General features: G+C 48.0%; 28 protein-coding genes. 12 read left to right on the top strand and 16 right to left on the bottom strand.

Annotated features, from left to right (window positions below):
* Positions 1–4 precede the first annotated feature (4 nt).
* From BV910_RS01490 to BV910_RS01475, 5 genes are all read right to left on the bottom strand, one after another.
* On the bottom strand, positions 5–934 hold the full coding sequence (locus BV910_RS01490; RefSeq protein ID WP_078146098.1) for a manganese-dependent inorganic pyrophosphatase: 930 nt from the start codon (positions 932–934) through the stop codon (positions 5–7).
* Between the two features lie 93 nt (positions 935–1,027).
* Positions 1,028–1,162: a hypothetical protein gene (locus BV910_RS15005; RefSeq protein ID WP_015880450.1), complete on the bottom strand. Its 135-nt coding sequence runs from the start codon at positions 1,160–1,162 to the stop codon at positions 1,028–1,030.
* A 97-nt stretch (positions 1,163–1,259) separates the two neighbouring features.
* Complete coding sequence (locus BV910_RS01485; protein ID WP_074034990.1) at positions 1,260–1,541, bottom strand: HesB/YadR/YfhF family protein; 282 nt, start codon at positions 1,539–1,541, stop codon at positions 1,260–1,262.
* Between the two features lie 67 nt (positions 1,542–1,608).
* Entirely contained in the window at positions 1,609–2,568 is a 960-nt protein-coding gene (locus BV910_RS01480; protein ID WP_078146097.1) for a LacI family DNA-binding transcriptional regulator, read from the bottom strand.
* A 10-nt stretch (positions 2,569–2,578) separates the two neighbouring features.
* On the bottom strand, positions 2,579–2,812 hold the full coding sequence (locus tag BV910_RS01475) for a hypothetical protein (protein ID WP_078146096.1): 234 nt from the start codon (positions 2,810–2,812) through the stop codon (positions 2,579–2,581).
* Between the two features lie 245 nt (positions 2,813–3,057).
* Between BV910_RS01475 and BV910_RS01470 the strand changes: the two genes are divergently transcribed.
* The 4 genes from BV910_RS01470 (at position 3,058) to BV910_RS01455 (ending at position 7,402) form a co-directional block, all read left to right on the top strand.
* Positions 3,058–4,341 (top strand): NCS2 family permease, encoded by a 1,284-nt coding sequence (locus tag BV910_RS01470; RefSeq protein ID WP_078147886.1) that lies wholly within the window; start codon positions 3,058–3,060, stop codon positions 4,339–4,341.
* Between the two features lie 228 nt (positions 4,342–4,569).
* Positions 4,570–5,307 (top strand): (Fe-S)-binding protein, encoded by a 738-nt coding sequence (locus BV910_RS01465; RefSeq protein WP_074034994.1) that lies wholly within the window; start codon positions 4,570–4,572, stop codon positions 5,305–5,307.
* Positions 5,308–5,309: 2 nt separating this feature from the next.
* On the top strand, positions 5,310–6,710 hold the full coding sequence (locus BV910_RS01460; RefSeq protein ID WP_078147885.1) for a LutB/LldF family L-lactate oxidation iron-sulfur protein: 1,401 nt from the start codon (positions 5,310–5,312) through the stop codon (positions 6,708–6,710).
* Positions 6,710–7,402, top strand: a complete 693-nt coding sequence (locus tag BV910_RS01455; RefSeq protein ID WP_078146095.1) for a LutC/YkgG family protein — start codon at positions 6,710–6,712, stop codon at positions 7,400–7,402. The genes BV910_RS01460 and BV910_RS01455 overlap by 1 nt, the downstream gene beginning before the upstream one ends.
* A 36-nt stretch (positions 7,403–7,438) precedes the next feature.
* Here the strand turns inward: BV910_RS01455 and BV910_RS01450 are convergent, their stop codons facing one another.
* Positions 7,439–8,470 (bottom strand): DUF4097 family beta strand repeat-containing protein, encoded by a 1,032-nt coding sequence (locus tag BV910_RS01450; protein WP_078146094.1) that lies wholly within the window; start codon positions 8,468–8,470, stop codon positions 7,439–7,441.
* On the bottom strand, positions 8,467–8,787 hold the full coding sequence (locus BV910_RS01445; protein WP_031424354.1) for a PadR family transcriptional regulator: 321 nt from the start codon (positions 8,785–8,787) through the stop codon (positions 8,467–8,469). The genes BV910_RS01450 and BV910_RS01445 overlap by 4 nt, the downstream gene beginning before the upstream one ends.
* A gap of 189 nt (positions 8,788–8,976) precedes the next feature.
* On the opposite strand from BV910_RS01445, the gene BV910_RS01440 reads away from it, so the two are divergent.
* Complete coding sequence (locus BV910_RS01440; RefSeq protein ID WP_078146093.1) at positions 8,977–10,932, top strand: ATP-binding protein; 1,956 nt, start codon at positions 8,977–8,979, stop codon at positions 10,930–10,932.
* 33 nt (positions 10,933–10,965) lie between these two features.
* Here BV910_RS01440 and BV910_RS01435 read toward each other — a convergent pair whose 3' ends face one another.
* Positions 10,966–11,763 (bottom strand): glucose 1-dehydrogenase, encoded by a 798-nt coding sequence (locus tag BV910_RS01435; RefSeq protein ID WP_015880438.1) that lies wholly within the window; start codon positions 11,761–11,763, stop codon positions 10,966–10,968.
* Positions 11,764–11,952: 189 nt separating this feature from the next.
* Here BV910_RS01435 and BV910_RS01430 point away from each other — a divergent pair, with 189 nt between their 5' ends.
* Together BV910_RS01430 and BV910_RS01425 are read left to right on the top strand one after the other, a co-directional pair.
* Positions 11,953–13,275, top strand: a complete 1,323-nt coding sequence (locus tag BV910_RS01430) for a hemolysin family protein (protein ID WP_240499772.1) — start codon at positions 11,953–11,955, stop codon at positions 13,273–13,275.
* 199 nt (positions 13,276–13,474) lie between these two features.
* On the top strand, positions 13,475–14,467 hold the full coding sequence (locus BV910_RS01425; protein WP_031424353.1) for a 5'-3' exonuclease: 993 nt from the start codon (positions 13,475–13,477) through the stop codon (positions 14,465–14,467).
* 13 nt (positions 14,468–14,480) lie between these two features.
* On the opposite strand, the gene BV910_RS01420 is transcribed toward BV910_RS01425, so the two are convergent.
* Positions 14,481–15,284, bottom strand: a complete 804-nt coding sequence (locus BV910_RS01420) for a VOC family protein (protein ID WP_078146091.1) — start codon at positions 15,282–15,284, stop codon at positions 14,481–14,483.
* A 106-nt stretch (positions 15,285–15,390) separates the two neighbouring features.
* Between BV910_RS01420 and BV910_RS01415 the strand changes: the two genes are divergently transcribed.
* Positions 15,391–15,717: a winged helix-turn-helix transcriptional regulator gene (locus BV910_RS01415; protein WP_015880434.1), complete on the top strand. Its 327-nt coding sequence runs from the start codon at positions 15,391–15,393 to the stop codon at positions 15,715–15,717.
* Between the two features lie 63 nt (positions 15,718–15,780).
* Positions 15,781–16,788: a S66 family peptidase gene (locus tag BV910_RS01410; protein ID WP_078146090.1), complete on the top strand. Its 1,008-nt coding sequence runs from the start codon at positions 15,781–15,783 to the stop codon at positions 16,786–16,788.
* Between the two features lie 4 nt (positions 16,789–16,792).
* Here the strand turns inward: BV910_RS01410 and BV910_RS01405 are convergent, their stop codons facing one another.
* Positions 16,793–17,983 carry a helix-turn-helix domain-containing protein gene (locus tag BV910_RS01405; RefSeq protein ID WP_078146089.1) on the bottom strand — a complete coding sequence of 397 codons (1,191 nt, stop codon included), beginning with the start codon at positions 17,981–17,983 and terminating at the stop codon, positions 16,793–16,795.
* A 91-nt stretch (positions 17,984–18,074) separates the two neighbouring features.
* Between BV910_RS01405 and BV910_RS01400 the strand changes: the two genes are divergently transcribed.
* Positions 18,075–19,346, top strand: coding sequence for an MFS transporter (locus tag BV910_RS01400; protein ID WP_256363518.1), 1,272 nt, complete (start codon positions 18,075–18,077; stop codon positions 19,344–19,346).
* 21 nt (positions 19,347–19,367) lie between these two features.
* Here BV910_RS01400 and BV910_RS01395 read toward each other — a convergent pair whose 3' ends face one another.
* The 4 genes from BV910_RS01395 to BV910_RS01380 all read right to left on the bottom strand — a co-directional run bounded on the left by BV910_RS01395 (position 19,368) and on the right by BV910_RS01380 (position 21,166).
* The gene (locus BV910_RS01395) at positions 19,368–19,664 is read right to left on the bottom strand and encodes a DUF3817 domain-containing protein (RefSeq protein ID WP_015880430.1); all 297 of its coding nucleotides are present in this window, start codon (positions 19,662–19,664) and stop codon (positions 19,368–19,370) included.
* Positions 19,665–19,744: 80 nt separating this feature from the next.
* Positions 19,745–20,251 (bottom strand): DoxX family membrane protein, encoded by a 507-nt coding sequence (locus BV910_RS01390; protein WP_015880429.1) that lies wholly within the window; start codon positions 20,249–20,251, stop codon positions 19,745–19,747.
* Positions 20,252–20,434: 183 nt separating this feature from the next.
* Positions 20,435–20,848, bottom strand: coding sequence for a pyridoxamine 5'-phosphate oxidase family protein (locus BV910_RS01385; RefSeq protein WP_143404742.1), 414 nt, complete (start codon positions 20,846–20,848; stop codon positions 20,435–20,437).
* A 117-nt stretch (positions 20,849–20,965) separates the two neighbouring features.
* Positions 20,966–21,166 carry a cold-shock protein gene (locus BV910_RS01380; protein WP_015880427.1) on the bottom strand — a complete coding sequence of 67 codons (201 nt, stop codon included), beginning with the start codon at positions 21,164–21,166 and terminating at the stop codon, positions 20,966–20,968.
* A gap of 261 nt (positions 21,167–21,427) precedes the next feature.
* On the opposite strand from BV910_RS01380, the gene BV910_RS01375 reads away from it, so the two are divergent.
* A complete protein-coding gene (locus BV910_RS01375) occupies positions 21,428–23,026 on the top strand; it encodes a glycoside hydrolase family 55 protein (protein WP_078146087.1) in 1,599 nt (532 codons plus the stop codon).
* On the opposite strand, the gene BV910_RS01370 is transcribed toward BV910_RS01375, so the two are convergent.
* Together BV910_RS01370 and BV910_RS01365 are read right to left on the bottom strand one after the other, a co-directional pair.
* Positions 22,990–23,496: a flavodoxin domain-containing protein gene (locus BV910_RS01370; protein WP_078146086.1), complete on the bottom strand. Its 507-nt coding sequence runs from the start codon at positions 23,494–23,496 to the stop codon at positions 22,990–22,992. The genes BV910_RS01375 and BV910_RS01370 overlap by 37 nt on opposite strands.
* Positions 23,497–23,599: 103 nt before the next feature.
* Positions 23,600–25,249, bottom strand: coding sequence for a glycoside hydrolase family 13 protein (locus BV910_RS01365; RefSeq protein ID WP_078146085.1), 1,650 nt, complete (start codon positions 25,247–25,249; stop codon positions 23,600–23,602).
* A gap of 123 nt (positions 25,250–25,372) precedes the next feature.
* Here BV910_RS01365 and BV910_RS01360 point away from each other — a divergent pair, with 123 nt between their 5' ends.
* Entirely contained in the window at positions 25,373–26,152 is a 780-nt protein-coding gene (locus tag BV910_RS01360) for an AraC family transcriptional regulator (RefSeq protein WP_078146084.1), read from the top strand.
* Positions 26,153–26,221 lie beyond the last annotated feature (69 nt).

The raw sequence follows: 26,221 nt of genomic DNA, 5'->3' as shown, positions 1-26,221 counted from the left end.
GTTTTTATTTTGTTGCCGCTTCCGTTAAGAATGGCACGATTTGCTTCTTACGTGAGACGACGCCAGGAAGTGTCGCCAATCCGTTTTGGAGCGTCACATTGAACGCTTGTTCGAAGAATTCTGGTTTTGGTCCGACGACAATCGCTTCTGAATCGTTCGTCAAAATGTTTGTAATGGCAAAGACGAACAAGTCCAAGTTTTTCGCTGCAACCGTTTTGGCGATTGCGGCTTCAACTTCCACTTTCCGGTTCAAGACATCGTTCGCATCGACCGTGTTCACTTGTGCGATTTCGACACGATAGTCGCCCATCGCGAATTCTTTCGCATCGAGTGAGATGAGTTCTTCAATCGTTTTTTGGCTAAGGTCCGCACCGGCTTTGAGCATCTCAAGACCGTATGTTTCCGCATCGACGCCAGCGATCTCCGCAAGTTCTTTCGCTGCTTTGATGTCTTCATCTGTGCATGTCGGCGATTTGAAGAGAAGCGAGTCTGAGATGATGGCGGAAAGCATCAAGCCGGCCATATCCGCTGCGATTTCGACACCATGCTCTTTATACAGCTTCAACAAGATCGTCGCCGTACATCCGACTGGCTCCGCACGATAGTAGAGCGGGTCTGCCGTTTGGAAGTTTGCGATACGGTGGTGGTCGATGACCTCAAGGATTCGCACGTCTTCAATCCCGTCCGCACTTTGTTGGAACTCGTTATGGTCAACCAAGATAACTTCTTCCGCCTCACCTTTCACGCTTTCAATCAAGCGTGGTGCTTTCACACGGAAGTGATCGAGCGCATATTGTGTTTCGCCGTTCACTTCACCGAGACGGACCGCTTCTGCGTCCATCCCTAATTTCTTTTTCAACTCGGCATAGGCGAGCGCTGACGTGATTGTGTCGGTATCTGGATTTTTATGTCCAAAGACTAGTACTGTACTCATGTCTCATTCTCCTCACTAAATAGTTTTCCCCTATCCATTATAACGTCCACGGCATTTCTTTCAATTCCCAAACAAAAAGAGCCGTGTCGGCTCTTATGCTTGTTCATCTTCATCTGTCTCTTCGAGGTCGGAATGATCTCCTTTTGAATCTTCTTCATGGGAGATGTCCGGCTGATCTCGCTTCAACTTTTCTTTTTCTTCTTGTTCACGCTTTTCTTTGTCTGACATATCGTGTCATCCTTTCGAAAATCCGACTTGTCATAATCTGTTCCCCAAGCCAGATTTCGTCAAACGACATTTCACTAAACGTAAACAAACTGAAACGTCAGGCCTGCACGAAGACGATTTCTTCTCCGCGAAGTTCGACTTTCACGTCTTGTCCTTGGAACAACCACTCATCTTGTTCCGCCACGACAAAACGAATGCCGTCTTCTTCGGTCTCAACAGCCGCATTGTTCACGTCTTCTGTGATGACCCCGACAGAAAAACCGTGCGTCAAGTCTGTCGAACCCCCATACTTTGCAAACAAACGAACAGTTTGGCCTGCTTCGACTTCCATTTCTTCTTTAAACCATTGGAGCGCTTCTTCTGTTACTTGAATCTTCATAACATCTCCTCCTCTCGACTACTCCTTTCATTCTAAACGTTTCAAAAGAGTCGAGCGAGGAAGTTGCCTAAAGTGTTGTGCCAACTTGATAGCTCACCGTCATGCCATGCGTCTCCGGTTGCGCACCATTCATTTCAGCGAGCGTCGTTTCAAATAAACGTCGCCCGATTTCTTCATTCGGTGAGAGCATCGTCGACAGTCCGAATGCATGACCGATCGGATGTCCGTCAAACCCGAGCATGGCGACTTCCTGAGGAATCTTGATGTCTCGCCGTTGCATCTCTCCTAAAAATCCGAGGGCGACATAATCGGACGAGAAAAAGAGCGCTCGAGGACGCTCTTTTTGAGAGAGGAACGTTTCAGCTAGCCGAATACCGTCCTCACTCGTCAAATAGCCCGTCCAAATCCATTGCTCACGCGCATGCGCTACTTCATCGAAATAGGCTTGCTGACGCGCAAGGGAACTCGGACTATGGCTTCTTGACAAGATGATTCCAATCTCTTCGTATCCGTATTGCTGTAACACACGAATACCTGATACGAACGACGCGTAATGATCGACATGGATCGACGAAATTGTCTCCGGTGCACCGACGGTCGCCACAGCAATCGGTCCGTACACGCGATATGTCTCCATTTCCTTAAAGGACATCTCATGAGACAAGACGATCGCCCCATCGACTTCACGGTGCTTCAATAAATCGAGCGCTTGTCGTTCCTCGCTCATTTTATACTCCGTCTGCCACATGACGAGGCGATAATCGTGCTCGAGCGCCGCCTTGGCGAGCCCATTAACGAAGAAACCGTAATAAGGATGATTCATATAAGGTAGGATGACGACGATTCGTTGCGTCTTCCCTGTCGACAACGTCAACGCTTGTTGATTTCGCAAATACCCGAGCTCCTTCATTGCCGCATGTACACGGGTTCGTTTTTCTTTCGATACGTACGGATGCTCGTTCAGGACGCGTGAGACCGTCGTCACCGAAACGTCAGCGTGCTTCGCGATATCTCGAATGTTTGCCATTCATCTCACCTCAACTTGTAAGCCTTTGCATATAGTGTACCCACTCTGCTTGCTGACTGTCACCTCTTTCGACGACTTGACAACGAATCGCTTGAACGAGACGGAAGCGCTCCTCTAACGGCAGATGAAGAAACTCTTCACGGAAACGAGTACACAACATTTTCCCAAACGGTGTGTACAACTGATTGATGACGAGCTCGTATACGATTCCACAGCACCATGTTTTCCACGTTGTCGGTTTCATATCGGTTCCCCTCCCTTTGTCTATACCGTATCTTCTGAAACGCGTTTCAGAGCAAGCATCTTTTTTAATAAAGTTTATTTCCGAACATTATTTGTCTTCAAATTTCATTTTTCATGTTTTTTACTCAAAACAATTGACGGGAATCAAACATTTTTGTATAGTCATCAAGTTGAAAACGTTAATTTAAGAATTTTCCTCAATTAATGTTCGGAAATAGACTGAAATAAGGAGTTTTATCGATGAATATCTTTCAATTAAAACAACATGGTACGAATGTTAAACAGGAAGTGACTGCTGGGATCACAACGTTCGTGACGATGGGGTACATCTCTATCGTCAACCCAGCGATTCTATCTGACGCAGGGATTCCGTTCGCACAAGCATTCACGGCGACAATTATTGCCATCCTCATCGGAACAGGCTTGATGGCGTTTTATGCGAACTTACCGATCGCTGTAGCACCCGGGATGGGGCTCAATGCATTCTTCGCTTACACGCTTGTCGCTCAAGAACAGATTGCCCCGTCCGCCGCGCTCGGTGTCGTCTTCGTCTCGTCCGTCTTCTTCTTGATTTTGTCGCTCTCTCCAATTCGGACGAAGTTGATTCAAGCGATTCCGACTTCGTTGAAGCATGCCATCACGACCGGAATCGGTCTTTTCATCGCTTCACTCGGATTAAAACTATCAGGTTTGATCGTTGCTGATGAAGCGAACTTGGTGCGTCTTGGTGACGTGTCTTCTCCAGAAGTACTACTTGTACTCGGTGGTTTGATCGTCTCGGCACTCCTCTTTTCACGAAACGTACCCGGTTCTTTACTCATCGGGATGGTACTCACGGGGATTGCAGCATACTTCATGGATATCTTAAAAATCGATGGTGTCACGGCGATGCCAACACTTCCGGAAGGGCTCATGGTCAACCCCGTGACGGCATTTAGTGATGTCATTCAATACGGTTTGTTCGGTGCTGTCCTCTCGTTCTTCCTCGTCACGCTTTTTGATACGACAGGTACGCTTGTCGGTGTCGGAAAACAGGCAGGTCTCTTAAAAGAAGATGGAACAATTGAGAATGGTCACCGTGCACTCTTTGCCGATTCACTTGCCACAATGGGTGGATCACTCGTCGGAACGAGCCCGTCTACGGCATACATCGAGTCTGCTGCCGGTGTCGCGCAAGGTGGACGTACAGGTCTCACGACGGCCGTCGTCGCTGGTTTATTCGGATTGACACTCTTCTTCAGCCCACTTATCGGCGCCATTTCTGGCGTAGCGGCAATCACAGCTCCCGCCTTGATCATCGTCGGTGCACTCATGTTGACGAATGTCCGGTACATCGACTGGAGCGACTTTAGCGAATACTTCCCGGCTTTCATGACGATTTTGATCATGCCTTTGTCAGGAAGCATCGAACGCGGCATCGCCTTCGGGTTCATCTTGTACCCGATCTTCAAAGCGATGAACAAAGAGACGGTTCACCCGCTCATCTACTTGTTCGGCGCACTCTTCATCTTGGAAATGTTCTTCCTATAAGTTAGACAAAAGATCCTCGTCATGTGTCGAGGATTTTTTTCTGTTATACGTACTTCCTACCTGTTTTATATCAGAAACGAGATGAATATCGGTTCAGTGAGATACGTTATCAATTAGACAGGATTTTACAAATAAATCAGTTTTTCTCCCCATTTTTCTGTCACTTTCCTACGCTTTATGAAATAATGACGTTGAAATCGTTATCATCAGAGGAAAGAAGGAATGGTTATGCCGAATGTAGCTTTATTCGTCACTTGTTTATCTGATACGTTGTTTCCATCCGTCGGACAAGCGACAGTCGAACTACTCGAACATTTAGGGTGCGAGGTGACGTTCCCCTTTGAGCAGACATGCTGTGGGCAGCCTGCCTACAACAGCGGCTATCATGAGGAGACGAAAAAGGTTGCCAAGCACATGATTGAAACATTTGAACAAGCAGATGCAGAATATATCGTCGGACCATCGGGGTCGTGTGTCATGATGATGCGCGACTACCCGCATTTGTTCCAAGATGATCCTGTGTGGGGTCCTCGCGCTGAAGCGCACGCCGCCAAAACGTTCGAACTGACACAGTTCATCGTCGATGTGCTCGAAGTCACTGATGTCGGTGCCAAGTTTCCCGCCAAAGCGACCTATCATGCGTCTTGTCACATGACCCGCCTCCTCGGAATCGAAGCAGCTCCCGGAAAGTTGCTCGGAAACGTCGATGGACTGACGATGGTCCCCCTCGCGAACGTACATAACTGTTGCGGGTTCGGTGGGACCTTCTCCGTCAAGATGCCAGATGTGTCGGTGCAGATGGTAGATGAAAAAGTCGATTCCATCTTACAGTCAGGCGCAGAGGTGTTGATCGGAGCGGATGCGTCATGTCTGATGAACATCGGCGGACGTCTTCATAAACAGGGACATCCGATTAAAGTGATGCATATTGCCGAAGTGTTGAACGAAGGAGTGAAGCAAGCATGAGCATGGGGATTCGATTGGATGAGAAGTTTCAAGATCGACGAAAAGATGGAATCGAAGATGCGTTCATGCGGCAGGCTGTCAGTTCGGCTCAAAACCGTCTACGGGATGGCCGGTTGAATGCCGCGGGTGAACTCGGGGACTGGGAAGCGTTTCGCGACCATTCGGAAGAAATTCGTCAACATGTGCTGGAACATCTGGATTATTACTTATATCAATTGAGCGAGAATGTCTCAAAACGTGGTGGAAGCGTCTTTTTCGCGGAGACACCGGAAGAGGCGAACCGCTACATCCGGGAAGTCGTTCGGTCGAAACAAGCCAAACATGTCGTGAAATCGAAATCGATGGTCACGGAAGAAATCGGCTTGAACGAGGCACTTCAGGAAGAAGGATGTACCGTCGTCGAGTCCGACCTTGGGGAATGGATTTTGCAACTCGACGAAGACCCACCGTCTCACATCGTCGCCCCGGCTCTGCATAAAGACCGCGACGCTGTCCATGAGACGTTCACTGCTCACGGCTATACCGGTTCAAACGATCCGACTGAACTTGGACGCTATGCACGACAAGAACTACGAAAAGACTTTTTGAAGGCAGAAGTCGGCATTACCGGCTGTAATTTCGCCATCGCAGAGAGTGGAGCCGTCGGGCTTGTGACCAACGAAGGGAACGGACGCATGGTGACGTCGCTCCCTGATACGGTCATCTCTGTCATGGGCATGGAACGCGTCGTCCCGTCTTATGAAGAGTTCGAGGTGCTCGTCAACATGCTTTGTCGAAGCGCGGTCGGTCAGCGACTCACGTCATACATCACGACGTTCGCCGGGACGCGCGCGGTCGGTGAAGTCGATGGACCAGAAGAGTTCCATCTTGTCATCGTCGACAACAAGCGTTCTGGTATTCTTGGGACACAGTTCCAATCGGTGTTGCAATGCATCCGCTGCGCGGCCTGTATCAACGTCTGTCCCGTCTATCGCCATATCGGTGGTCACGCGTACGGGTCAATCTATCCAGGTCCGATTGGTGCCGTCTTGGCTCCGCTTCTTGACGGATACGAGAACTATAAAGAACTCCCCTATGCGTCGAGTCTCTGTGGCGCCTGTACGGAGGCGTGTCCTGTAAAGATTCCGCTGCATGAGCTGTTGATTGAACATCGACGCGTCATCGTAGAGGAGAAAAAGCAATCACCTTTCGTGGAGCGGATTGCGATGAAAGGATTTGCCGTCACCGCTTCGAGTCCATTCTTATTCGAAGCAGCGGAACATGTCGCACCGTTTGCGACATCACCGTTCGCCACCTCGGGTCAGATTGAGAAAGGGCTACCGGCTTGGACGGACTCGAAAGACTTGCCGCAGCCGAACAAACAGACCGTCCGAGATTGGTTCAAGAAACGGGGGAATGCCTGATGAATCCTGGTACAATCACAAACCGTGAGGACTTTCTACAACGAATCGCCAAGCAACTCGGTCGTGAGGTCAAGCTCACGCCGCCAAAACGGGAATATACACATCGTCCGCAAGATGAGGTGTTGAAAGACGCGAGTGAAGAAGAGCTGCTCGAGACGTTCCGCATGGTCGCGACCCGAATCCATACCGATTTGGTGGAATGTGAATCTGCGAAGCTTGATGATACGCTTCGCCTCTTGATTGAACGCTATCATGGCGCACGGATTCTCGCAGAAAACGATGAGCGAATTTCCGCTTGGGCACCTACAACAAGTGAGACGTTTGATTGGTGGGATTCGTCACAACCCGAAGCGAGTCGAGAGCTTGCCATTCGAGCGGACATCGGCATCACGATTGCGGATGCGGCATTTGCTGAAAGTGCGACAATCGTCCAATATGCGAAGCCTGGTAGATCACGGACAATCAGTCTGTTACCACAAGACCATATCGCAATCATCCCGAAATCTGTCCTTGTCCCACGTATGACGCAAACGGCACAACAACTTGCCACACTCGACCGAGACGGTCTCCATTCCCCGAACGGTGTCAATTTCATCTCTGGTCCGTCGAACTCGGCCGACATCGAGATGAACCTCATCGTCGGCGTTCATGGTCCTGTTCGAGTCGCCTATGTGTTGGTACATGATTTATAAGTATAGCCCCTCCATCGATCGATGGAGGGGCTATATTCATCCTGATACGGTGACGCTCCCATTTGAGCTCGTTAATTTCACTTCAATCGATCCGTCTCCAAATACGCACTCTTTCGACCGCTCTCCCAACACATCAACTTTCCCGTTTCGTGACTTCGCACGAATCGTCACATCTTCCGGACGTTCATCGACATGTAAGTCAATCTTCCCGTTGTTCGTCTTCAAGCGAATCGGTGCTTGAATCGCTTGTACGGAACAGTCTATCCGTCCATTAGAAGTTTTGGCATCGACCGCTCCCGTGACGTGATCGACATCGATTCGACCGTTCGAGGAATGGATGTTGATCCGCTCAAGCTGAGAATGTTTCGCTTCGACACGACCGTTTGAGGAATGAAGCTCCCAATCGTGCCCGTGACAGCTTGATGCGAGCACTTTTCCGTTCGATGTGCGCAGGACACCATGACGTGCTTGAATGTGATGTGCGACGATTCGACCGTTCTCACTCTCCACGTGGAAGCGTTCCGCTTGGAGATCTTGTACATCACTCGAACCGTGACGATTTTTCAATTGAATCTGATGATAGGCGTGATGAGGCAATTCAACCCGAAGTACAGGTGCCTTTGACCCGAACCATGAAAACAGATCCGAAAGACCGAAACGACGTTCGGATTCAATCCGTATCTCTAGGGTGTCCCCGACGATATCCATCACGACCCCATGATCGGTCTCCGTCTCAAGCGTCGCATACGCATAACCGTCTTGTGATGGGGTGACGAACACTTGCGCATTTTGAACTTGAATGAGGACGCTTTGGAAGGCTACGTTCGAACTTTTGACCACCGCAGGCGGTCGCGTCGAGACCGATTCTTCAATATCGACAGAGGCGAGCAATTCCGATGCGAGTATTCTCGGTTCCCCTAACTCACGTGCCAATTCTTCGTCACTTCTTCCTTCTAATCGACCACTCGTGAAATATTCCGATACGTCTCGTAAAATATCAAGCCGATCTTTCACCTTCACGTTCATCAATAATTGTTCGAGCTCTGACAAGTACTGTTCTTCATTCATCTGTCGTCTCCCCCTCGGATTAAGTCATTGACACCGTTTGTGAATACGTTCCATTCCGTTCGCAATTCAACTAAGTGTTTGCGGCCCTGTTCCGTAATTTGATAGTACTTCCGTGGAGGTCCTTCTCCAGACTCCATTAAATACGTCGTGAAATAGCCCTCTGTCGTCAATCGACGCAACAACGGATAGACCGCACCTTCTGAAATGGCCACTTTGGCCGAAATCGCCTGAACGAGCTCATACCCATAGCGGTCTTGTTCCGCGACGAGTGCTAACACACACAGGTTAAGTACGCCCTTTTTGAATTGAGGATTCATCATCCCACCCCCTACTATACATAGAACAATAGCATACTATCCACTACTGTTCAATAAACAATAGCGTTCATTTCCTTGATTTCTCAATATCTAGCATCTGAAGAGTTGAATCTGTACAATGAAAGAACGACACTCGTAGGATATTAGTCACAGTCGGAATGTTCATCATTCTAGGAAGGAACGGTCTTTATGAAGTCATGGATTGACCAACGGATCGGGAGACAATTTTTATTCGTCTTCTACTTATTCATCGGACTGATCCTCCTCACGTCGCTTGCCGTATATGTGTATACGGAAAACCAAATCGAACAGACGACGTCATCGCTCGAGAACATCAGTGAACGACGCACGAATGCGACCGAGTTGTTCGAGACATGGCAGTCGATGCAATATGAAATGCGCGGATATGTCCTCCTTGGGGATGACGCGATGTTAGAACGTGTGCAAGATAAACAAGTCTTGATTGACGAACAGACCTCTTGGTTCGAACAGAACGCAGTGACCGAGAAAGAAAAAACGTACGCGAGCGATGCACGTACGCTGTTTGTCGCGTATCAGGAACGTGTCATGCCGAGTCTCGAACGTTATGTAGCAGGAAAACGGGACGGTAGTGTAACCGAACCCTTCTTAAAGATGCCGACGCTCGGGAAAGTGAATCCACAACAAGAGCCACCGGCAGATCGTAAATTCAAAATCAATTCAAAAAGTGCCGCAGATATGAGTGCGAGCATCGTCGATATGGAGAGCGTCTTCACGGAATACCGGAACTCACTGAACGCAGAAGAGGATGCGCTCCGTGCTCAGCTTGCGACCCATACGAAGTGGGCACAGGCCTTTTGGCTCCTCTCTTTACTCGGTGTCCTCTTCATTCTCTTTATCGTCGCCCGTCCATATGTGAGACGCTTAACGGGTCAACTGCAAGAGTTGATTGAAAACAGCAAGCGCCTTGCCGGAGAGCGACAGCCGATGACACCGGCGGCCGCCCAATCTAAAAATGAAGTCGGGCAATTGACAACATCATTCCGGCAAATGGCTACATCTCTCACGGCACAACGCTATCGGATTGAAGAGGAGCGTGAGAAGACAGCGCGCCTCCTTCACTCGATTCGCGATGCCGTCATCTATGTCGAACACGCAACAAGTGAGAAAGTAGCAAACCAAGCGTTGTTCGTCTTATTCAATCAACCGATTACGCAGCGAAATGAAGTCGATTTATACCGTTTAGACGCTAGCCTTGAGGAGCTCGGACTGCAGGTCGACCAAAAGGATGCCTTTTTCGCGTTCATGGAACGATCATTCGATGGACAGTGTAAAGAAGAGAGCGTCACGTTCTCGATGAATCAGGAAGAGCGCTTCATTCAAATGTATGCGGAGAAGATTTACTTGCGAGGGACACGTCATGGGACGATGCTCGTTTTCCGTGACGTGACGCACGAGACCGAAGTCGACCGTCTGAAAACCGAACTCGTTTCGACCGTCTCTCACGAACTCCGGACTCCGCTCACAAGTATCATTGGATTCACTGAACTTCTTCGTTTCCGAAAACTTTCATCTGAACGTTCCGAAAAATATTTAGGAATGATTCATCAAGAGACATTACGTCTTGAAGACTTGATTTCGAACTTGCTCGATGTACAACGGATGGAGTCTGGACAACAGACGTACCATAACGAACCAGAGCGTCTGTCCGCTATTCTTGAGCAAGCGATTTCGGTGCATCAAGGCTCAAGCCAACATCATCACATCACGTTTGATTGCACGGAAGACGTCTATGTATACGGAGACCGGACGCGACTCAATCAACTCTTCATGAACCTCCTGCACAACGCCGTGAAGTATTCGCCTCGTGGTGGCGAAGTCCATGTCCGTGTCACATGTGAACGACCGGATTGGATTGACATTTCAATTGAAGATCACGGCATCGGGATTCCCCAAACCGCGCTACCAAAATTGTTTGACAAGTTTTATCGCGTCGACAATTCCGCCAGTCGAAAAATTGGAGGGACCGGTCTCGGTCTCGCGATTTGTAAAGAAATCGCTGAAGGTCACGGTGGAACGATTCACGCTACCTCAAACATCGGCAAAGGCTCCATTTTCACTGTCAGCCTTCCCAAGTCGGATATGACCAATCAAATGAGTAGCTAAACGAAAAGAGGGTGCATCATCGCACCCTCTTGTTTATTGGACTTTGTTCTCTGGACCAAATGACGGATAGAGCGAAAGCCCACCGTCCGCAAAGATGGTTGTCCCCGTCACATAGGACGACTCATCCGACGCGAGCCAAGCGGCAACGGCTGCGATTTGTTCCGGCTTCCCGATGACGTGAGATGGGATAAGCGCTTCTAATCCCTTCTTCTCTTCCGGGTCGCTCATCGTCTCTTCGTTGATTGGTGTATCAATCGCCCCAGGTGCGATCGCATTGACACGAATATGGTTCGGTGCATATTCGAGTGCGACGGATTTCGTGAACATTTTCACGCCACCCTTGCTGGCTGCGTAATGTGTATAACCTGGACGTGGGATGACTTCGTGAACAGAAGACATATTGATGATGTTCCCCTCGATTTCATGCTCCACGAAGTATTTTAAAGCAGCACGGACACCAAGGAACGTCCCGTTCAAGTTGACGTCGATAATCTGCTTCCAGTTATCAAACTCCATTTCATGCGTTTTTGCCTCGACTTGAACGCCGGCGTTATTCACGAAAATATCCATCTTTCCAAACTCAGAGATGGCTTTCTCAATCATCTTCTCCGCGAGTCCTTCTTCTGCGACGTCCCCTTTCACGGCGACGGCTTTCCCACCAGCTGCCTCGATGCCACGGATGACTTCCTCCATCTCTTTTTCACTGCTGCGGTAATTCAGGACAACGCTCATCCCTTCTTTTGCGTAACGTTCCCCGATGGCACGACCGAGCCCCTTCGAGCTGCCCGTGATGACCGCGACCTTACCTTTTAACTCTGGATAGTTTGCCATGTCAATTCCTCCTTCATCTTCTCGGGTTTAGTTCCCGCATTCCCCTCTTCATCAAACATGATTGGCTGCATTTTGAATATTTGAAACAAATCAACTATACTGAAACAAACTATTCGTTTTCAGGAAACGCCTGAAAGACGTTTGATCTTATACTCAATGGAGGTGACTCCCCGATTTTAGGGGGAATTGTTGGACAGTCCCATGTTACTCAGCTTACTCGTCGTCGCACTTTTAATCTTTTTGACTGCCTTTTTTGTGGCAGCCGAATTTTCAATTGTGAAAGTGCGTGGCGCTCGACTCGACCAGCTCGTGCTCGAAGGAAATAAGAAAGCGGTCAGCGCGAAAAAAGTCATCGAGAATATCGACGACTCCCTTTCTGCCTCACAGTTCGGAATCACGCTTTCTGCACTCGGTCTTGGGTGGATTGGTGCCGATCAAATCGAAACGTATATCCACACATTGGTCGAACAATTGAACATATCGCCTTCTCTCGTGACATTCTTGTCGTTTTTGATCGCCTTCTTATTGATTGCGTTCGTCCATGTCGTCATCGGTGAACTCGTGCCAAAAACGCTCGCGGTTCACGAAGCGGAGAAGTTGACGCTGCTCGTCGCACGTCCGCTCTACGTCTTCACAAAAATCTTCTATCCGTTTATTCGAGCATTGAACAGTATGGCTCGAATCACACTCCGTTTATTCGGGGTACAGACGACAGCGCAGGAAACGGCACACTCTGAAGAAGAATTGAAAATCATTATGACGGAAAGTTTCCGTAGTGGTGAGATTAACGAAAACGAATTGGCATATGTTCAAAATATCTTCTCCTTTGACGAACGGATCGCCAAAGATGCCATGGTACCACGAATGAACATGGTGACAATCGATGAAGAAGATACGATCGAAGAGATCATCGCCGTAGTGGAAGAGCACCAGTATACGCGTTATCCCGTCACACGAGATGGCGATCGCGATGACGTTCTCGGATTCGTGAATGCGAAACAACTCTTCACTGCCCAACTTTCAAAAAATGATGCACCGTTCGAGTCGTTCATTCATCAATTGCCGCTCGTCACCGAGTTCACACCACTTCAAGAAGCGATGGTGAAGATGCAAAACGCGCAGACGATGATGTGTCTCGTCATCGATGAGTATGGTGGGACGGCAGGACTGTTGACGATTGAAGACATTTTAGAAGAAATCGTCGGCGAGATTCGAGACGAGTTCGATCGAGATGAGCAGGCTGAAATTACAGAAGTCGCTCCGAAACATTACCGCCTTTCAGGACTCGTTTTAACGCAAGAACTGGAGGAACGGTTCGGCATCGAAATCGAGGATGACGTCGATACGGTCGGTGGTTTCGTTTTATCACAAAAAGCGAATGCGCGAACGGGGGAACGCTTCCTTCTACCTGGCAACCATGAACTGATTGTCAGTGAAGTCGATAACCACCGCATCGTCTTCGTCGACTTGATTCTCGCCTCTCATCAAGAGGAAGAACCACTGTCTGAATGATGCATCTTTCAAACCCTTCTCTAAAATATGGAGAAGGGTTTTTCACGTTTGCACCGAACTGTCGCTATATTTTCGCCTCTTCCCGTGATATACTGCACATATGTTGCTTATTTGAGTGTCACCCACTCAATGACACAACATCACCGAAACATGGCGAGATGTTCGGTTTAAACAGAAAGAAATAGAAAGAAGGTTACGCATGGAACGCAAACTATTTTTGATTGACGGTAACTCCATGCTGGCCAGTGCTTATTATGGTGCCGCCGCGAGCCGAACGAAAAAAGGACGCGAGGTATCTAAAAACGATCGGAGTGCCGTCATCGGAATGACCGGCCTCATCCGGACGATTCTACGCAGACATCGTCCGACTCATTTTGTCGTCGTCTGGGACGTCTCACGTGAAACATTATGGCGTCGAGAACTGTACCCGGGCTACAAACGTCGCAGACGTCAAACACCGCCTGAATTGAAAGCGCAGATGGAACTCATGCGCCAACTGCTTGAGGATAGTGGAATCCCACAATTCCAAGTAGAAGGGTATGAAGGGGAAGACTTGATTGCCCACATCGCCCGTAAATTCAGTTGCAGTGCCCCTGTCGTCATCATGACAAAAGACAAAGACTTGTTACAGCTTGTCAGTCCACGAATCACCGTTTGGTTACAGACACAGGAGCTTCAGCAAATGCAGGCTCGTTGTGACATTCGTGATAATCGTCCGTTGCCGCTCAAGCGTCATTTAGAAATTCGACCAGAAGAGATTGCAGCGTTATACGAAGGATTGAAACCGAAGCAACTGTCAGCCGTCAAAGCATTGACAGGAGACCGTTCTGACGGAATCCCTCCAGTTGCCGGGCTCGACGAAAGCCAATCGGTTCAACTCATCAAACGATTCGGTTCGCTCGATAAGCTGTATTCTGCCTTGAGCATCAAAGGTGAAAAACGACAACAAGTAAATGAAACGATCGCGGCACTGACGTCAGAGGAGGTGCCCCGTAACTTGAGACGAACACGCAAAAAAGCAGAGCGCAACATGGAGCTCGTTCGACTCGATGTCACGGTGCCGGCACTTGAACATTTGAAGTTGGCTCATCTCGAGCTCAGCCTCAACCCAAAACGAGTCGAGCAAGCGTATCAAAAACGCGGACTTCGTCTCTCGTTTAACGCAGGTCAGAAGAAAACATCCGCACGTTAAAAAGAACGAACGCTCAAGCGTTCGTTCTTTTAATATGCACGGTAATCCCGTCTTCATCGGTCAACGACCATTCAAACGATGTTCCGCCTAACGCCTGGTTCGTCTCTTCATTGACGAGAAGCGTCCATGCTTCGATTCCGGTCTCCATTCCCACAGGATCGCTCGGACGGGCCCACACGTTCGTTCCGATGTGATGGTGGTAGCCATCAGCTGCTAGGAAAAGTGCGCCTGGATAAGAATCCGTCGTAATGGAGAAGCCAAGCCGATCATGATAAAAACGTTTCGCCGCCTCGATTGAGCGTACTTTAAAATGCACGTGCCCCATCATCGTTCCGATCGGTAAACCAGTAAACGACCGATTGGCTGCCGCTTGAAGCATCGATTCATAGTCGACAGGCTCGGTCGCCATTTTCACATGGCCGTTTGCCTCGTACGTCCATTGGTCCTTCGGGCGGTCGGCATACAATTCAATCCCGTTTCCTTCTGGATCGCTCAAGTAGAAGGCTTCACTCACGAGATGGTCGCCTTGCCCCACTTCGATGCGTCGCTCAATGAGATGTGCCAACATGCTTCCTAACTCTACACGGTTCGGGAACAGAATAGCTAAATGGAACAAGCCTGCCGCCCGTGGATTGGTTTTCGCTTGCGGGACACTGTGCAAGATGACAAGCGGACGTTCCTTCGTACCGAGTGTAATGAGCTCTTCGCTCTCTTCTAAAATACTCATCCCAATCACGTCTACGTAAAATCGTGTCATCTGTTCAATGTCACGGACTCGAAGCGTTACCGGACCGAGTTCGATTTTTTCGATTTTCATATATTATCACCTCACCTTCACTATACCCGCTCGGTCGATGTTACAGAAGTAGGCACAAAAAGGTGGTATAGTTACTTCAACGATACTATTGGAAAGGAAGAGCGACGTGACTAACATAACAAGCTGTGAAGTCGATACGGCACTCGAACTGATTACAGGAAAATGGAAACATTCCATCCTCCTCGTGTTGATCAATGGAGATACATTGCGTTTCAGTGAGTTGAAACGCGCGTTACCAAAAATCAGCCAAAAGATATTGACCGCACAACTCCGCGACTTAGAAGAACAGGATATCGTCATCCGGACCGTCTATCCAGAAGTTCCGCCCCGTGTCGATTATCGTTTAAGTGAGTACGGAAAAACACTGATCCCGATTCTCGAAGCGATGAACGAATGGGGAATGCGTCATGCCGAACGGATGCGCTCTAATTAGTTGTCCACATGTGGATAACCCATTTTCTCTATTGAACACATCACTTATCCACAGGAGGTTGTCATGATTCGTTATCCACAGTTAACCGGTTATCAAATCGGTGTCACCGCCCCTTCGTCAGGTATACCAGAAGAATTACACCATTTATTGCATCAAGCGGAACAGAAGTTTTCCGATCGAGGGTTCACGTTGCAATTCACTCCGAATGCGTGGAAACAACGATTTGGGAAATCCGCTCCGGCTCGGATCCGTGCACATGAACTGACATCTCTACTTCAAGATGACAAAGTCGACTTGATCATTCCGCCCTGGGGTGGGGAACTCTTAATGGAAATCCTTAATCACATCGAGTGGCAGTCCTTGCCCGCAAAATGGATGCTCGGTTATTCGGATACGAGTCTATTACTTTTTGTGTATACGCTAAAAACCGGAATCGCCTCCGCCCACGGTCCAAACTTAGTCGACTTACGTGCTGATTTGTGGGACGAGACGAGTTCGCGCTGGCTCGATGTGTTGTCGACGCGGACCGACGAGACGGTCATCCAACGCTCGTCCGAGAAGTTCCAAAACGAATGGCAGCATGATAATCCGACGCCACATCTGTTTCATCTGACGGAGACGACCGAATGGAAAGCGATCGGTAGTCAAAACGCAACGGGGCGCTTGCTCGGTGGATGTCTCGATGTGCTCTTACATACAATCGGGACACCGTATGGAGACGTCAAGACGTTCCAACGCGATCACCTGAACGATGAACCGATTCTTTGGTATTTTGAGAACGCTGAGCTGAACGTCCCAGCATTAAAAAGGACCCTCCTTCAAATGAAGTGGGCCGGTTGGTTCGATCATACGTCTGGTATTCTGTTCGGACGGAGTGACGCCCCCTCTGTGCATCAAGACTATACGGTCGAAATGGTATACGAGGAGCTTCATCATATGTTAGAAGTTCCTATCTTTTTTGATATCGATTGCGGACACGTACCCCCTCAGATGACACTCGTCAATGGGGCCCACGCTTCTGTACAAGTCGAGCATGGCAAAGGAACATTGATTCAAACGTTCAAGGGCTGATTCGTCAGCCCTTGATTTGTTGTAGCAATGTCTCTAAACGTTTGCGAAACAGTCCTTGCGGGAATTCAGCTACTTGTTCTTCGATGACTGGCACCCAGTCATCCCCACATCCGTTCAATGTTCCCCTTAATAAACCTTCGTAGTAAATCGCGATATCGACTAAGCTATGTGTTTTCCACTCATCTCTGTTTTCCCATAATGCCAATAAACACTCTCTTCCCATTTCCGTTTCCCCTCGAAAAGCGTAGTACACACCTTTCGCCATCGAAATCGCTGCAATAAATGGTTCGACATCTGTCGTGAGAGATTCCATCAATTTGATGTTCTTTCCTAATAGTTTGACATGTCGATATTCCATCGCATAGAGCGCTTCAGAAAGTGCCACTTTGATTTCAGCCAAACGATCTTCCGTGAATTGAATATATTGCTTCGCCTTTTGTAACGACTCATGAATTTTCTTCTCATCGTTCAAATAGAGCGCGCAAATCGAAATGGTGCGATACACGTCGTCCGCACGGTAGTAGATTCTTGTCCGTGTCATATACTCGAGCACGTCTTCAAGCTGTCGAATTGCCCCTTCTAAATCCTCATCACAAAGAAGATTCTTAAATACAATTAACATGGCATATTCAGTTCGTGTCTTTGTTTTCATATATTTTGCATCAAGTAGTTCTATCGCTTCAATCCGTTCAATCGCTTCCTCGTAGCGGTTCCACATCAATAAATAATAAGCCTGGCTAATTCGTCCCATCGCCAATTCTTCGGACTCACCTAGCTTCTCAAAAATCTCAATCGCGCGGTCATAGTAAGCTAGTACTCTCTCATTCTCGCCCTCTTGAAAGTACGTATCACCGTACAGCATATATGCTTTTCCTTGCCACACGGAGTTCATTTCTTCCTGTAAGTAAGGCTTGAGCATTTCCCGAATTTTTTGATCCGGTAGTGAAATAAGTTGCATCTCCTCAAATTCTAGCTTTTCCACCAGCGACTGTAGTTCGACCTCTTTTGGATCGGTCAATAATTGTTGCATCGAGACATCTAATCGACTGGCAAGTTCTCGTAAACTGCGCATCGATGCCTCTGCTTTTCCGTTCTCAATCATACTGAGCATCGATTTTGTGACAATCCCTTCCGCCAGCTGCGTCTGAGTCATTTTTTTCTGTTTTCGCAATGCTTTAATGCGCTCACCAATCATATGTCACCTCTAAAAGTTAAATTATATTGAACTTTATATTTACAATTCACTTCGTTGCCTTTATGATAATGTTAAATCACATTTAACTAATTTGCGAAGGAGTGTTTCTATTAAGTTTCTCTCTTCAAATCTATCAATTTTACTGCTCGGTAAATTCATGTCGTTATTCGCATCCAACTTATTTACGTTTGTGGCGGGACTCACGGTGTTGACGACGACCGGATCTGGGCTCCAATTCGCCTTCGTTCTCCTCGCAGGTACATTACCCCGTGTGCTTCTATCCCCATTCGCCAGCGCTTATGCAGACAAACTTGACCGAAAGCGAGTCATCATTAGGATGGAGTCTTTGAACGGAGGATTATTTTTACTCGCAGGTGTTGGAAGCTTACTTTGGACGTTTGAAGCACCCGCTTTTTACGTCATCACATTCTTCTTAGCGATCGTTTCCACTTTCTTATCGGTCACGTTATCAAGTTCAATCCCCCTCTTATTTGAGGAAGATGAACTGCAACGCGCCAACTCTCTCATTCAAAGTATCATCTCCATCTCAAGCATCGGTACCCCGCTTCTTGCCGGGGCACTGTTTAAGCTTATACCGATTCCTGTCTTTTTGTTCAGTTCAGCTCTATTCTTTATGATTGCCGCACTTCTCGCCTCTCGACTTAAATTTCATCAGAAAGAGGTCGCACCCACCGAACAATCGACTTGGGAAGACGTACGGTCCGGTCTGTCTTACTTGAAACAACAAAGAGTCTTGTGGACAGTTGCTGTCCTCGCCGCATTTTTGAACTTCTTCTTCGTTGCATCGGAAGTGTTGTTCCCGATTGCAGCGTTACAGGAAGTCGGTGTGTCCCCGTTTCAATTCGGACTCCTTGAAAGCATGGTCGCCATTGGTTTTTTAGTCGCTTCCTTACTTCATGCCTTACCGTTATTCAAAATCAAACATCGCTTAGCAACGATGCGATCCGCGTTGACCATTCTTAGCGTTCTGTTCGTCGGACCCGCCATTCCATTATATTTTCACTTCAACGTCCTCACGTCAATTTTCTTTTTCGCGGTCTTCGCTTTATTGAGTGGTTTCTTGATCGTACGTGTCAACATCCCGATTCAATTGTTCCTCCAAACGAATACGGATCCGAACTATTTAGGGCGCGTCATCGGTGTGCTCGAATCACTCGCGATGGGGATTACGCCGATTGGATTCATCCTATTCGGGGTATTGAGTGATCTCGTCTCTGTTGCCCATCTCTACACCGCTTGCATGGTGGGTCTACTCATCTGCACGTTCGTCCTTACGTACCGAATCCGGCATGACATCCAAGCAGAACGAGATGCAGCCCAATCAATGGAACGTGTATCGTAACGAAAAAAGACATCGAACGAATCAGTTCGATGTCTTCTCTGTTGACGGGAGTACCCGTTTTTCTAATAAGAATGGTCCGAATGGGATGACGGACGCCATGACAGCAAGCGTCAAAACTTTGAATCCCCAGCGCAAGCGCCATGCCATGTAGATCGCCGCGAGCACATAGGCCACAAATAAGAAACCATGTGCTGCACCAACGATACTGACCGCGAGTGGAATGCCGGCCATATATTTCAACGGCATCGCGATGAACAGTAACAACAAGAAGGATACACCTTCTGTGTAGCCAAGCCATTTAAAATGAGTCGTAGTCATATGCGTTCTCCTTTATTTCTGTAGGCTATGTCTATCGTAGCCGAAACGTGAGAGGTTTGTCACAAGAGAACGCATAAAAGTTACGAGGCTATTTGACGATTTGGTGAACGATGCAATACTTTCGTGTCGACAAAACGGCGAAGGAACAACCCGTCGACCCCAATTTTTCCAGCGTTATGACCGGCAACTAAAATCAAGACAGATACGATCAACATCGTTGGGTTCGTACTGACTGTTCCTGATAGTAAGAACGCCATGTTCATGACGAGTCCGAAGAACGCTGCGCTACGTGTGAGGGCACCGAGCAATAATCCTAAGCCTACCAAGAATTCACCGTAAGGAATCAAGACATCGAATAGCCCGGCGTTTGGGATCGCAAAGTTTTCGAGGAATGCAGCCCACCATCCAGCGACGGCCGGATGTTCTCCAGAAGCGAGTGTCACCGCGTTATTCAAGAACCCTTCTGTTCCAAAACCTCCCGTGATTTTCCCCCATCCTGCCGTTAACCAATGATAACCGAGCCATACACGTAACACCGTCAAGATCGCTGTAGCGACATTATGATTTTGCCAAAATTTCGTGAACATCATAATTCCTCCCTTTCAAGAAGTTAAATAATTATATAATGTGATTACATTCACAATATACCATTCATGTTCACTATTTCACATATGTATTTTCCTTTGTTCATGATTCGTCCATATGTACGCCATATTCTATTCACATTCATCCACAAAAAAAGACACCTAATTTAGGTGTCTTTGAGGAGATTATAGTGTCACTTCTTGTGGCGGTTGACCTTTCTTGTTCATCACGCGCATCGATTCCGGTTCGATTTTTAGGATGACAAGCTTTGGATCGTCCGGACCATCGAACCATCCTTCGAGTTTCTCGTTCCATACTTTCTCTTTCATCGATTCATCATCCGACACGGTCGCTTTACCGAGGATTTCTAAGTAAGTGTCGCCCACGCCATCTCCATCATAGCCGATTAAAATATGCGTATATGGATTCTTTTCTAACTCTTCTACTTTATCTGTGTCGTTAGAGGTTGCCGTGTAGAGTGTGAAATCATCATGGAAAAATGTCATGTAACGACTGTGGGGTTTCACCTTATACACGGTCGCCATCGTCCCGACATTACTTGCATCTAGAATCTTTAACGCTGTGTCTTTTGCACTCATTCCAAATTCCTCCTTCATGATTTGTCGCTCGTATACTGTTCCCTCAAACTATGGGATTAAACACAAAAAAACCTGCTCGCCGATGCGAGCAGGTATCATATTCCTTAGAAAGGAAGATTAGATTTTTTCAACGTTAGAAGCTTGTGGTCCACGAGCTCCGTCAGTGATTTCGAAAGTTACTTCTTGGCCTTCTTCAAGTGTTTTGAAGCCGTCGCCTTGGATTGCTGAGAAGTGTACGAATACGTCGTCTCCGCCTTCCATTTCGATGAAGCCGTAACCTTTTTCTGAGTTAAACCATTTTACTTTACCTGTGTTCATGAATGAACCCTCCTGAAATAAACGCTATGCGTTATAGTAGTGCCTTACTAGAAAAAACTTGACCAAAAAAAATACAAGCCTCTGGATTATCTAATGAAAAATAATCCCAAGCACTTGTGAATTATGATTCCAGCTATTCTTAATTAAGCACATATTGAATATAACACGACTAGATGTTTCTGTCTAGTAAATACTTCTGATTGCTAAAAAACAAGGTGAAACGGGTACATGCTAGAGAAGATGATGCTAGGAGGATTTATAATGAAAAACGTAAAGGACCCACAATCAATCGCATCGATGATTGCCTCTTATTCCGATTGGTCGGAAGAAGACCTCATCCAGCAAACACTTGAATGGCACCGTGCTACACGGGAAGCTTCTTACTTTGAGCAACAACAATCTATCCCGTGTCGAATTCCATTGACGGAACGGATCACCCCTGTCCGCACGTCCTTTCCGCTCGAGCAAGTCGACGGCATCGTTCGTCCCGTCTGGATGCGTCGGCTCGATGCCGAATATTTGAATTTACTGCAGACGACGAAACAACGTGTTGATGTGACGGACTATGGTGCTGTCGGAGATGGAAAAACGGATTGTACCCTCGCCTTTCGACTCGCCATCCGCTCGAACCGTCGTGTCTTTGTCCCAGCAGGCGTTTATATCGTTCGGGGGATTCGTCTACCTTCCAACTGCGTGCTCGAAGGCGCAGGACAAGACGTCACGATTCTCAAACTGTCCGATCGTGCACCGAGACATCGACGATTGTTACGAAACGCCACCCCTTTCGCAGGAAATCATCATATCGAGGTATGCCACCTGACGCTCGATTGGAATGTCGCACGATTAGGCGATGTGAAACGGACGACGAGCGGTGACACGACATCGAGCGCCTTGACGTTTGCCCATGTGACGTATGGATGGGTGCATCATGTGACGGCTAAAAATGCCGGTCTTCATGCGTTCGACATCACGTCTCCACACTATCATTACTTAGGGGATGGACTCCGCGCGGCAAACGGCAGTCGGTATATCCATCTCGATCACCTCGAGGCGACGAATTATGGGGATGACGGAATCACCACACATCACAGTGATGCCATCTACATCACGAACTGTTATTGTCATCATCCTCACGGCCGAACACACGCCCTCGGATTCTCAAATTCGAATGGAATTGAGATCGATGACGGATCACGGCATGTCACACTCGTTCACAATAGAACGGAAGGTTGCTTTGGAGGCATCGAAGTAAAAGCACATGGGACCTCATCTGCCGCACACGACGTTCATATCTTCGGGCATCTTTCGGTGCATGACAATCGTTCATTTAACTTTCGTCACATTGGTCATCATTTAGTAGACGATCCGAACTCGGAGACGGCACGCTTCCTATCTGGTACGAACTTAGTGTCCGTCGAGCCAGTCCGCAGTTCACTCTATACAAAATCTTCACCACGAAGCCTGGTCGTATCGGCCTACCAGGACGTCTTGATTCACGGTTTGACTGCGATCGGCGACCCGACCTACGATTACGAACAGCATCCGGCAATTGCGATTCAATACAAGTCGAGACGCGTTCAGCTGAAACGAATCTCCGTGCGCGGGTTTACCACAGCCCGAGCCGACCTCGAACTATTTGGCGGAGATAACCGCACCGATGAAGTGACCATCGATGCCTTACGATGCCAAGAATCTGCACCCATCGCTCTAAAAATCGGTCGTCACCTCGAACACCTTGCTCTTCATCAGATTGAAGGGCAGAAAAAAAGCGGAGATGTACTCATCTCCACGAAAAGCCCGATTGAGGCGCATAATCTACTCGCTCAAGGATTTTCAGACCGGGTGCGCTCAGACGTTTGAGCGGTTTCCACGAGTTGATTCAGTTTGGCGTCATCGAGTTGAAGTGAACTCTCTTTTTGTTTGGCCATCATGCGGACAATCGCTTTGTCTAAAAAGCCCATTCGTTCAAAGTCATACCCGCTCCCGACGACCTCGACGAAATAGGCATGTTCGCGCAGCGTGTCACGATAGGCTTCTTCTAGCTCGCGAATCCGTTCCGACTCTGTCGGTGTCCCGGCACACAAATATAAAGCGAGGGGACGCTCAAGCAAGTGTGCTTCGTGAAGCGTCAACCATTCCTTCATCTCGTCTTGGATCGTGCCCATTCGAATCGAGCTCCCGACGATGACGTGATCTACCATCTCCCACGTGACGTTCGGCTCTTCTACGATATTTTGGACACGAACGTCACCCGATAGACGTTCAGCGAGTAAAGCCGCCACTTTTTCACTCGTTCCATATCTGGAAGAGTACGCGATTAAAGTACCCATGTCGTTCCCTCTTTTCATGTCAGACGTTACTTACACTATTCCCGAATCATCGAGAGAAGATACGTTTGCACTTAAAAAAGCTCGCCGTCTGGCGAGCTTTTCGTCACAGTTTATACACTTGTGCTTCATAAGGACGAAGGGTGAACGCTTCTATCGGTTCCATGTTTCCGATGACACGTTCTTTCACGTCATATGGTAGCTCTCGTTGTTGTGTCTCGTCGGAGAAGTTACAGAGCGCGAGCCATGTCTCACCTTCGAATGAACGTGTGAATGCATAGACCGCCTCATCTTCCGGTAACAACAGCTCATACTTTCCATAGACAACGATCGGATTGGCTTTACGTAGCGCAATCAACTGACGGTAGTAATGGAAGAGTGAATTCGGATCTCTCCGTGCCGCTTCCGCGTTGATGTCGACATAGTTCGGGTTGACCTCGATCCACGGCGTCCCTGTCGTAAATCCACCATGTGCTTCGTCTGACCACTGTACCGGTGTGCGTGAATTGTCACGTCCTCGCTCATGGATGCCACGGAAAATCTCGTCGTGCGTCAACAACCCTTTTGATGTGTAATCACGGTAGGCGTTCAACGTCTCAATATCTCGGTACTGATCGATCGAATCAAACGCGACGTTCGTCATGCCGAACTCTTCCCCTTGATAAATGTAAGGTGTCCCTTTCAATAGATGAAGAAGTGTCGCGAGCATCTTCCCGGAACGGACGCGATATTCAGGCGAATCGTTTCCAAAGCGCGAGATGGCACGGGGCTGGTCATGGTTACTCCAGTACAGGCTGTTCCATCCTTCCTCTTCGAGCCCTTCTTGCCAACGCGAGAAAATCGTCTTCAGCTCAGTCAACTTCCAGTCTGTCGGATTCCACTTGCCGAAGCTCCCGTTCCCGACGTCCACATGTTCAAAATGAAAGACCATGTTCAGTTCGTTGCGGTCTTCACCCGTATACAGTTTCGCTTCCTCCACACTCACCCCTGGCATCTCCCCGACCGTGATCGTGTCGTATTTCGATAAGACTTCACGATTCATCTCCTGCATGAATTCATGGATGCGTGGTCCGTTAAAGAAGAATGGTGTCCCGTCTCCATACCCTGTTCCTTGCGTTTGACCGTCTGGATAGCTCGGGTCTTTTGAAATCATATTGATGACGTCCATCCGGAACCCGTCGACCCCTTTATCGAGCCAATATGTCATGAGGTCGTACACTTCACGACGAAGCGTCTCGCTTTCCCAGTTCAAATCCGGTTGTTTCTTACTGAAGAGGTGGAGGTAGTACTCATCACTCGCCTCATCATACTGCCAAGCGCTGCCGCCGAAGAAAGCCCCCCAGTTCGTCGGAGGTTGACCATCTTTCCCTTTTTTCCAAATGTAATAGTCACGATATGGGCTGTCTTTTGAAGAACGTGACTCCATGAACCATTGGTGTTCGTCCGAAGAGTGATTGACGACGAGGTCCATCATGATTTTAATCCCGTGACGGTGTGCTTCTTCAAGCATCGCATCGAAGTCATTCATCGTACCAAACTCGTCCATGATGGCACGGTAATCACGAATATCGTATCCATTGTCGTCGTTCGGTGAATCGTATACCGGCGAGAGCCAGATGACGTCGATCCCGAGTTCTGCCAAATAAGACATCTTCTCCGTGATCCCTTGGATGTCACCAATCCCATCACCGTTTGAGTCATTGAAGCTACGTGGATAAATTTGATATACGACCGCTTCTTTCCACCATTGTTTCATGTTACGTCCTCCTTGAAGTTCATTTCCGTTTCAACGCTTTCATCGTACTGTCTTCAAGGATTCATGACCATCCATGATATGATTAAGATATGTACAATTTTGCTATAAAATGAGGAGACTATTATGGAAATCGGCTTTTGTGGCTATTCATACCATACAACGACTTATACTTTTCCATTTGCTAATCGACTCGATACGTATCTGATTCGCTTACAAACGGCAGGAACGGCTCGGATTGTGGTCAATGGGGAAACGATGATCACACGATCTGGTGACGTATTGATTGTTCGTCCGGGTGACTTCTATGAAATGCATGTCGATACACCCGCGAGCGGAGACTATCATATCTTTTGCACCGGACATTCGATCGATACATGGTGGCATGCGACTCCACGGGGGCGATTGAATACCATCGCCATCGATTCACGCCTTCTTTCGCTATGGCAACACATTACGGAAGAAGTGCGCCGTCCACCGTCTGAACAAAGTGCCGTTTTAATTGAAACACTCGTTCAAGCACTCCTGCTCATGCTCGATCGTTCGATTCAAGATGTGCATTCCCAAGCGCGACCTCCAGTCGTCTCTCGTATGATGCGCTTTATCGAAGCACACGTTACGAGTGACTTCAAAGTTTCAGACGTCGCCGACGCCGTCGGACTGAGCGTTTCACGGACCGTTCATCTCTTTAAAGAAGGAACCGGGATGACAATCATCGAATATGCACAATCGATTCGCTTACAGCTTGCCGAAGAGCAAATGCGCTATACAAAACATTCGTTAGAAACGATAGCGGAACTGTCTGGATTTCGAAGTTATCCATATTTCCACAGAATTTTTAAACGAAAATATGGCGTAGCACCAGGGGTTTATCGTACTCTTCAACAAAAAAATGAAAAAAAATAAAAAAAGAGTGATCCATTTTTTGAACTGCTCCGTTAGATGGGTGTAAATAACGACAACACTCACTTACGA

Origin of the sequence: Exiguobacterium sp. HVEsp1 (assembly GCF_002009685.1) — a bacterium.
GTDB classification, from domain to species: domain Bacteria; phylum Bacillota; class Bacilli; order Exiguobacteriales; family Exiguobacteriaceae; genus Exiguobacterium; species Exiguobacterium profundum.
Note: the sequence above shows the minus strand (reverse complement) of the source record. Positions and strands in the feature narration are given on the sequence as shown.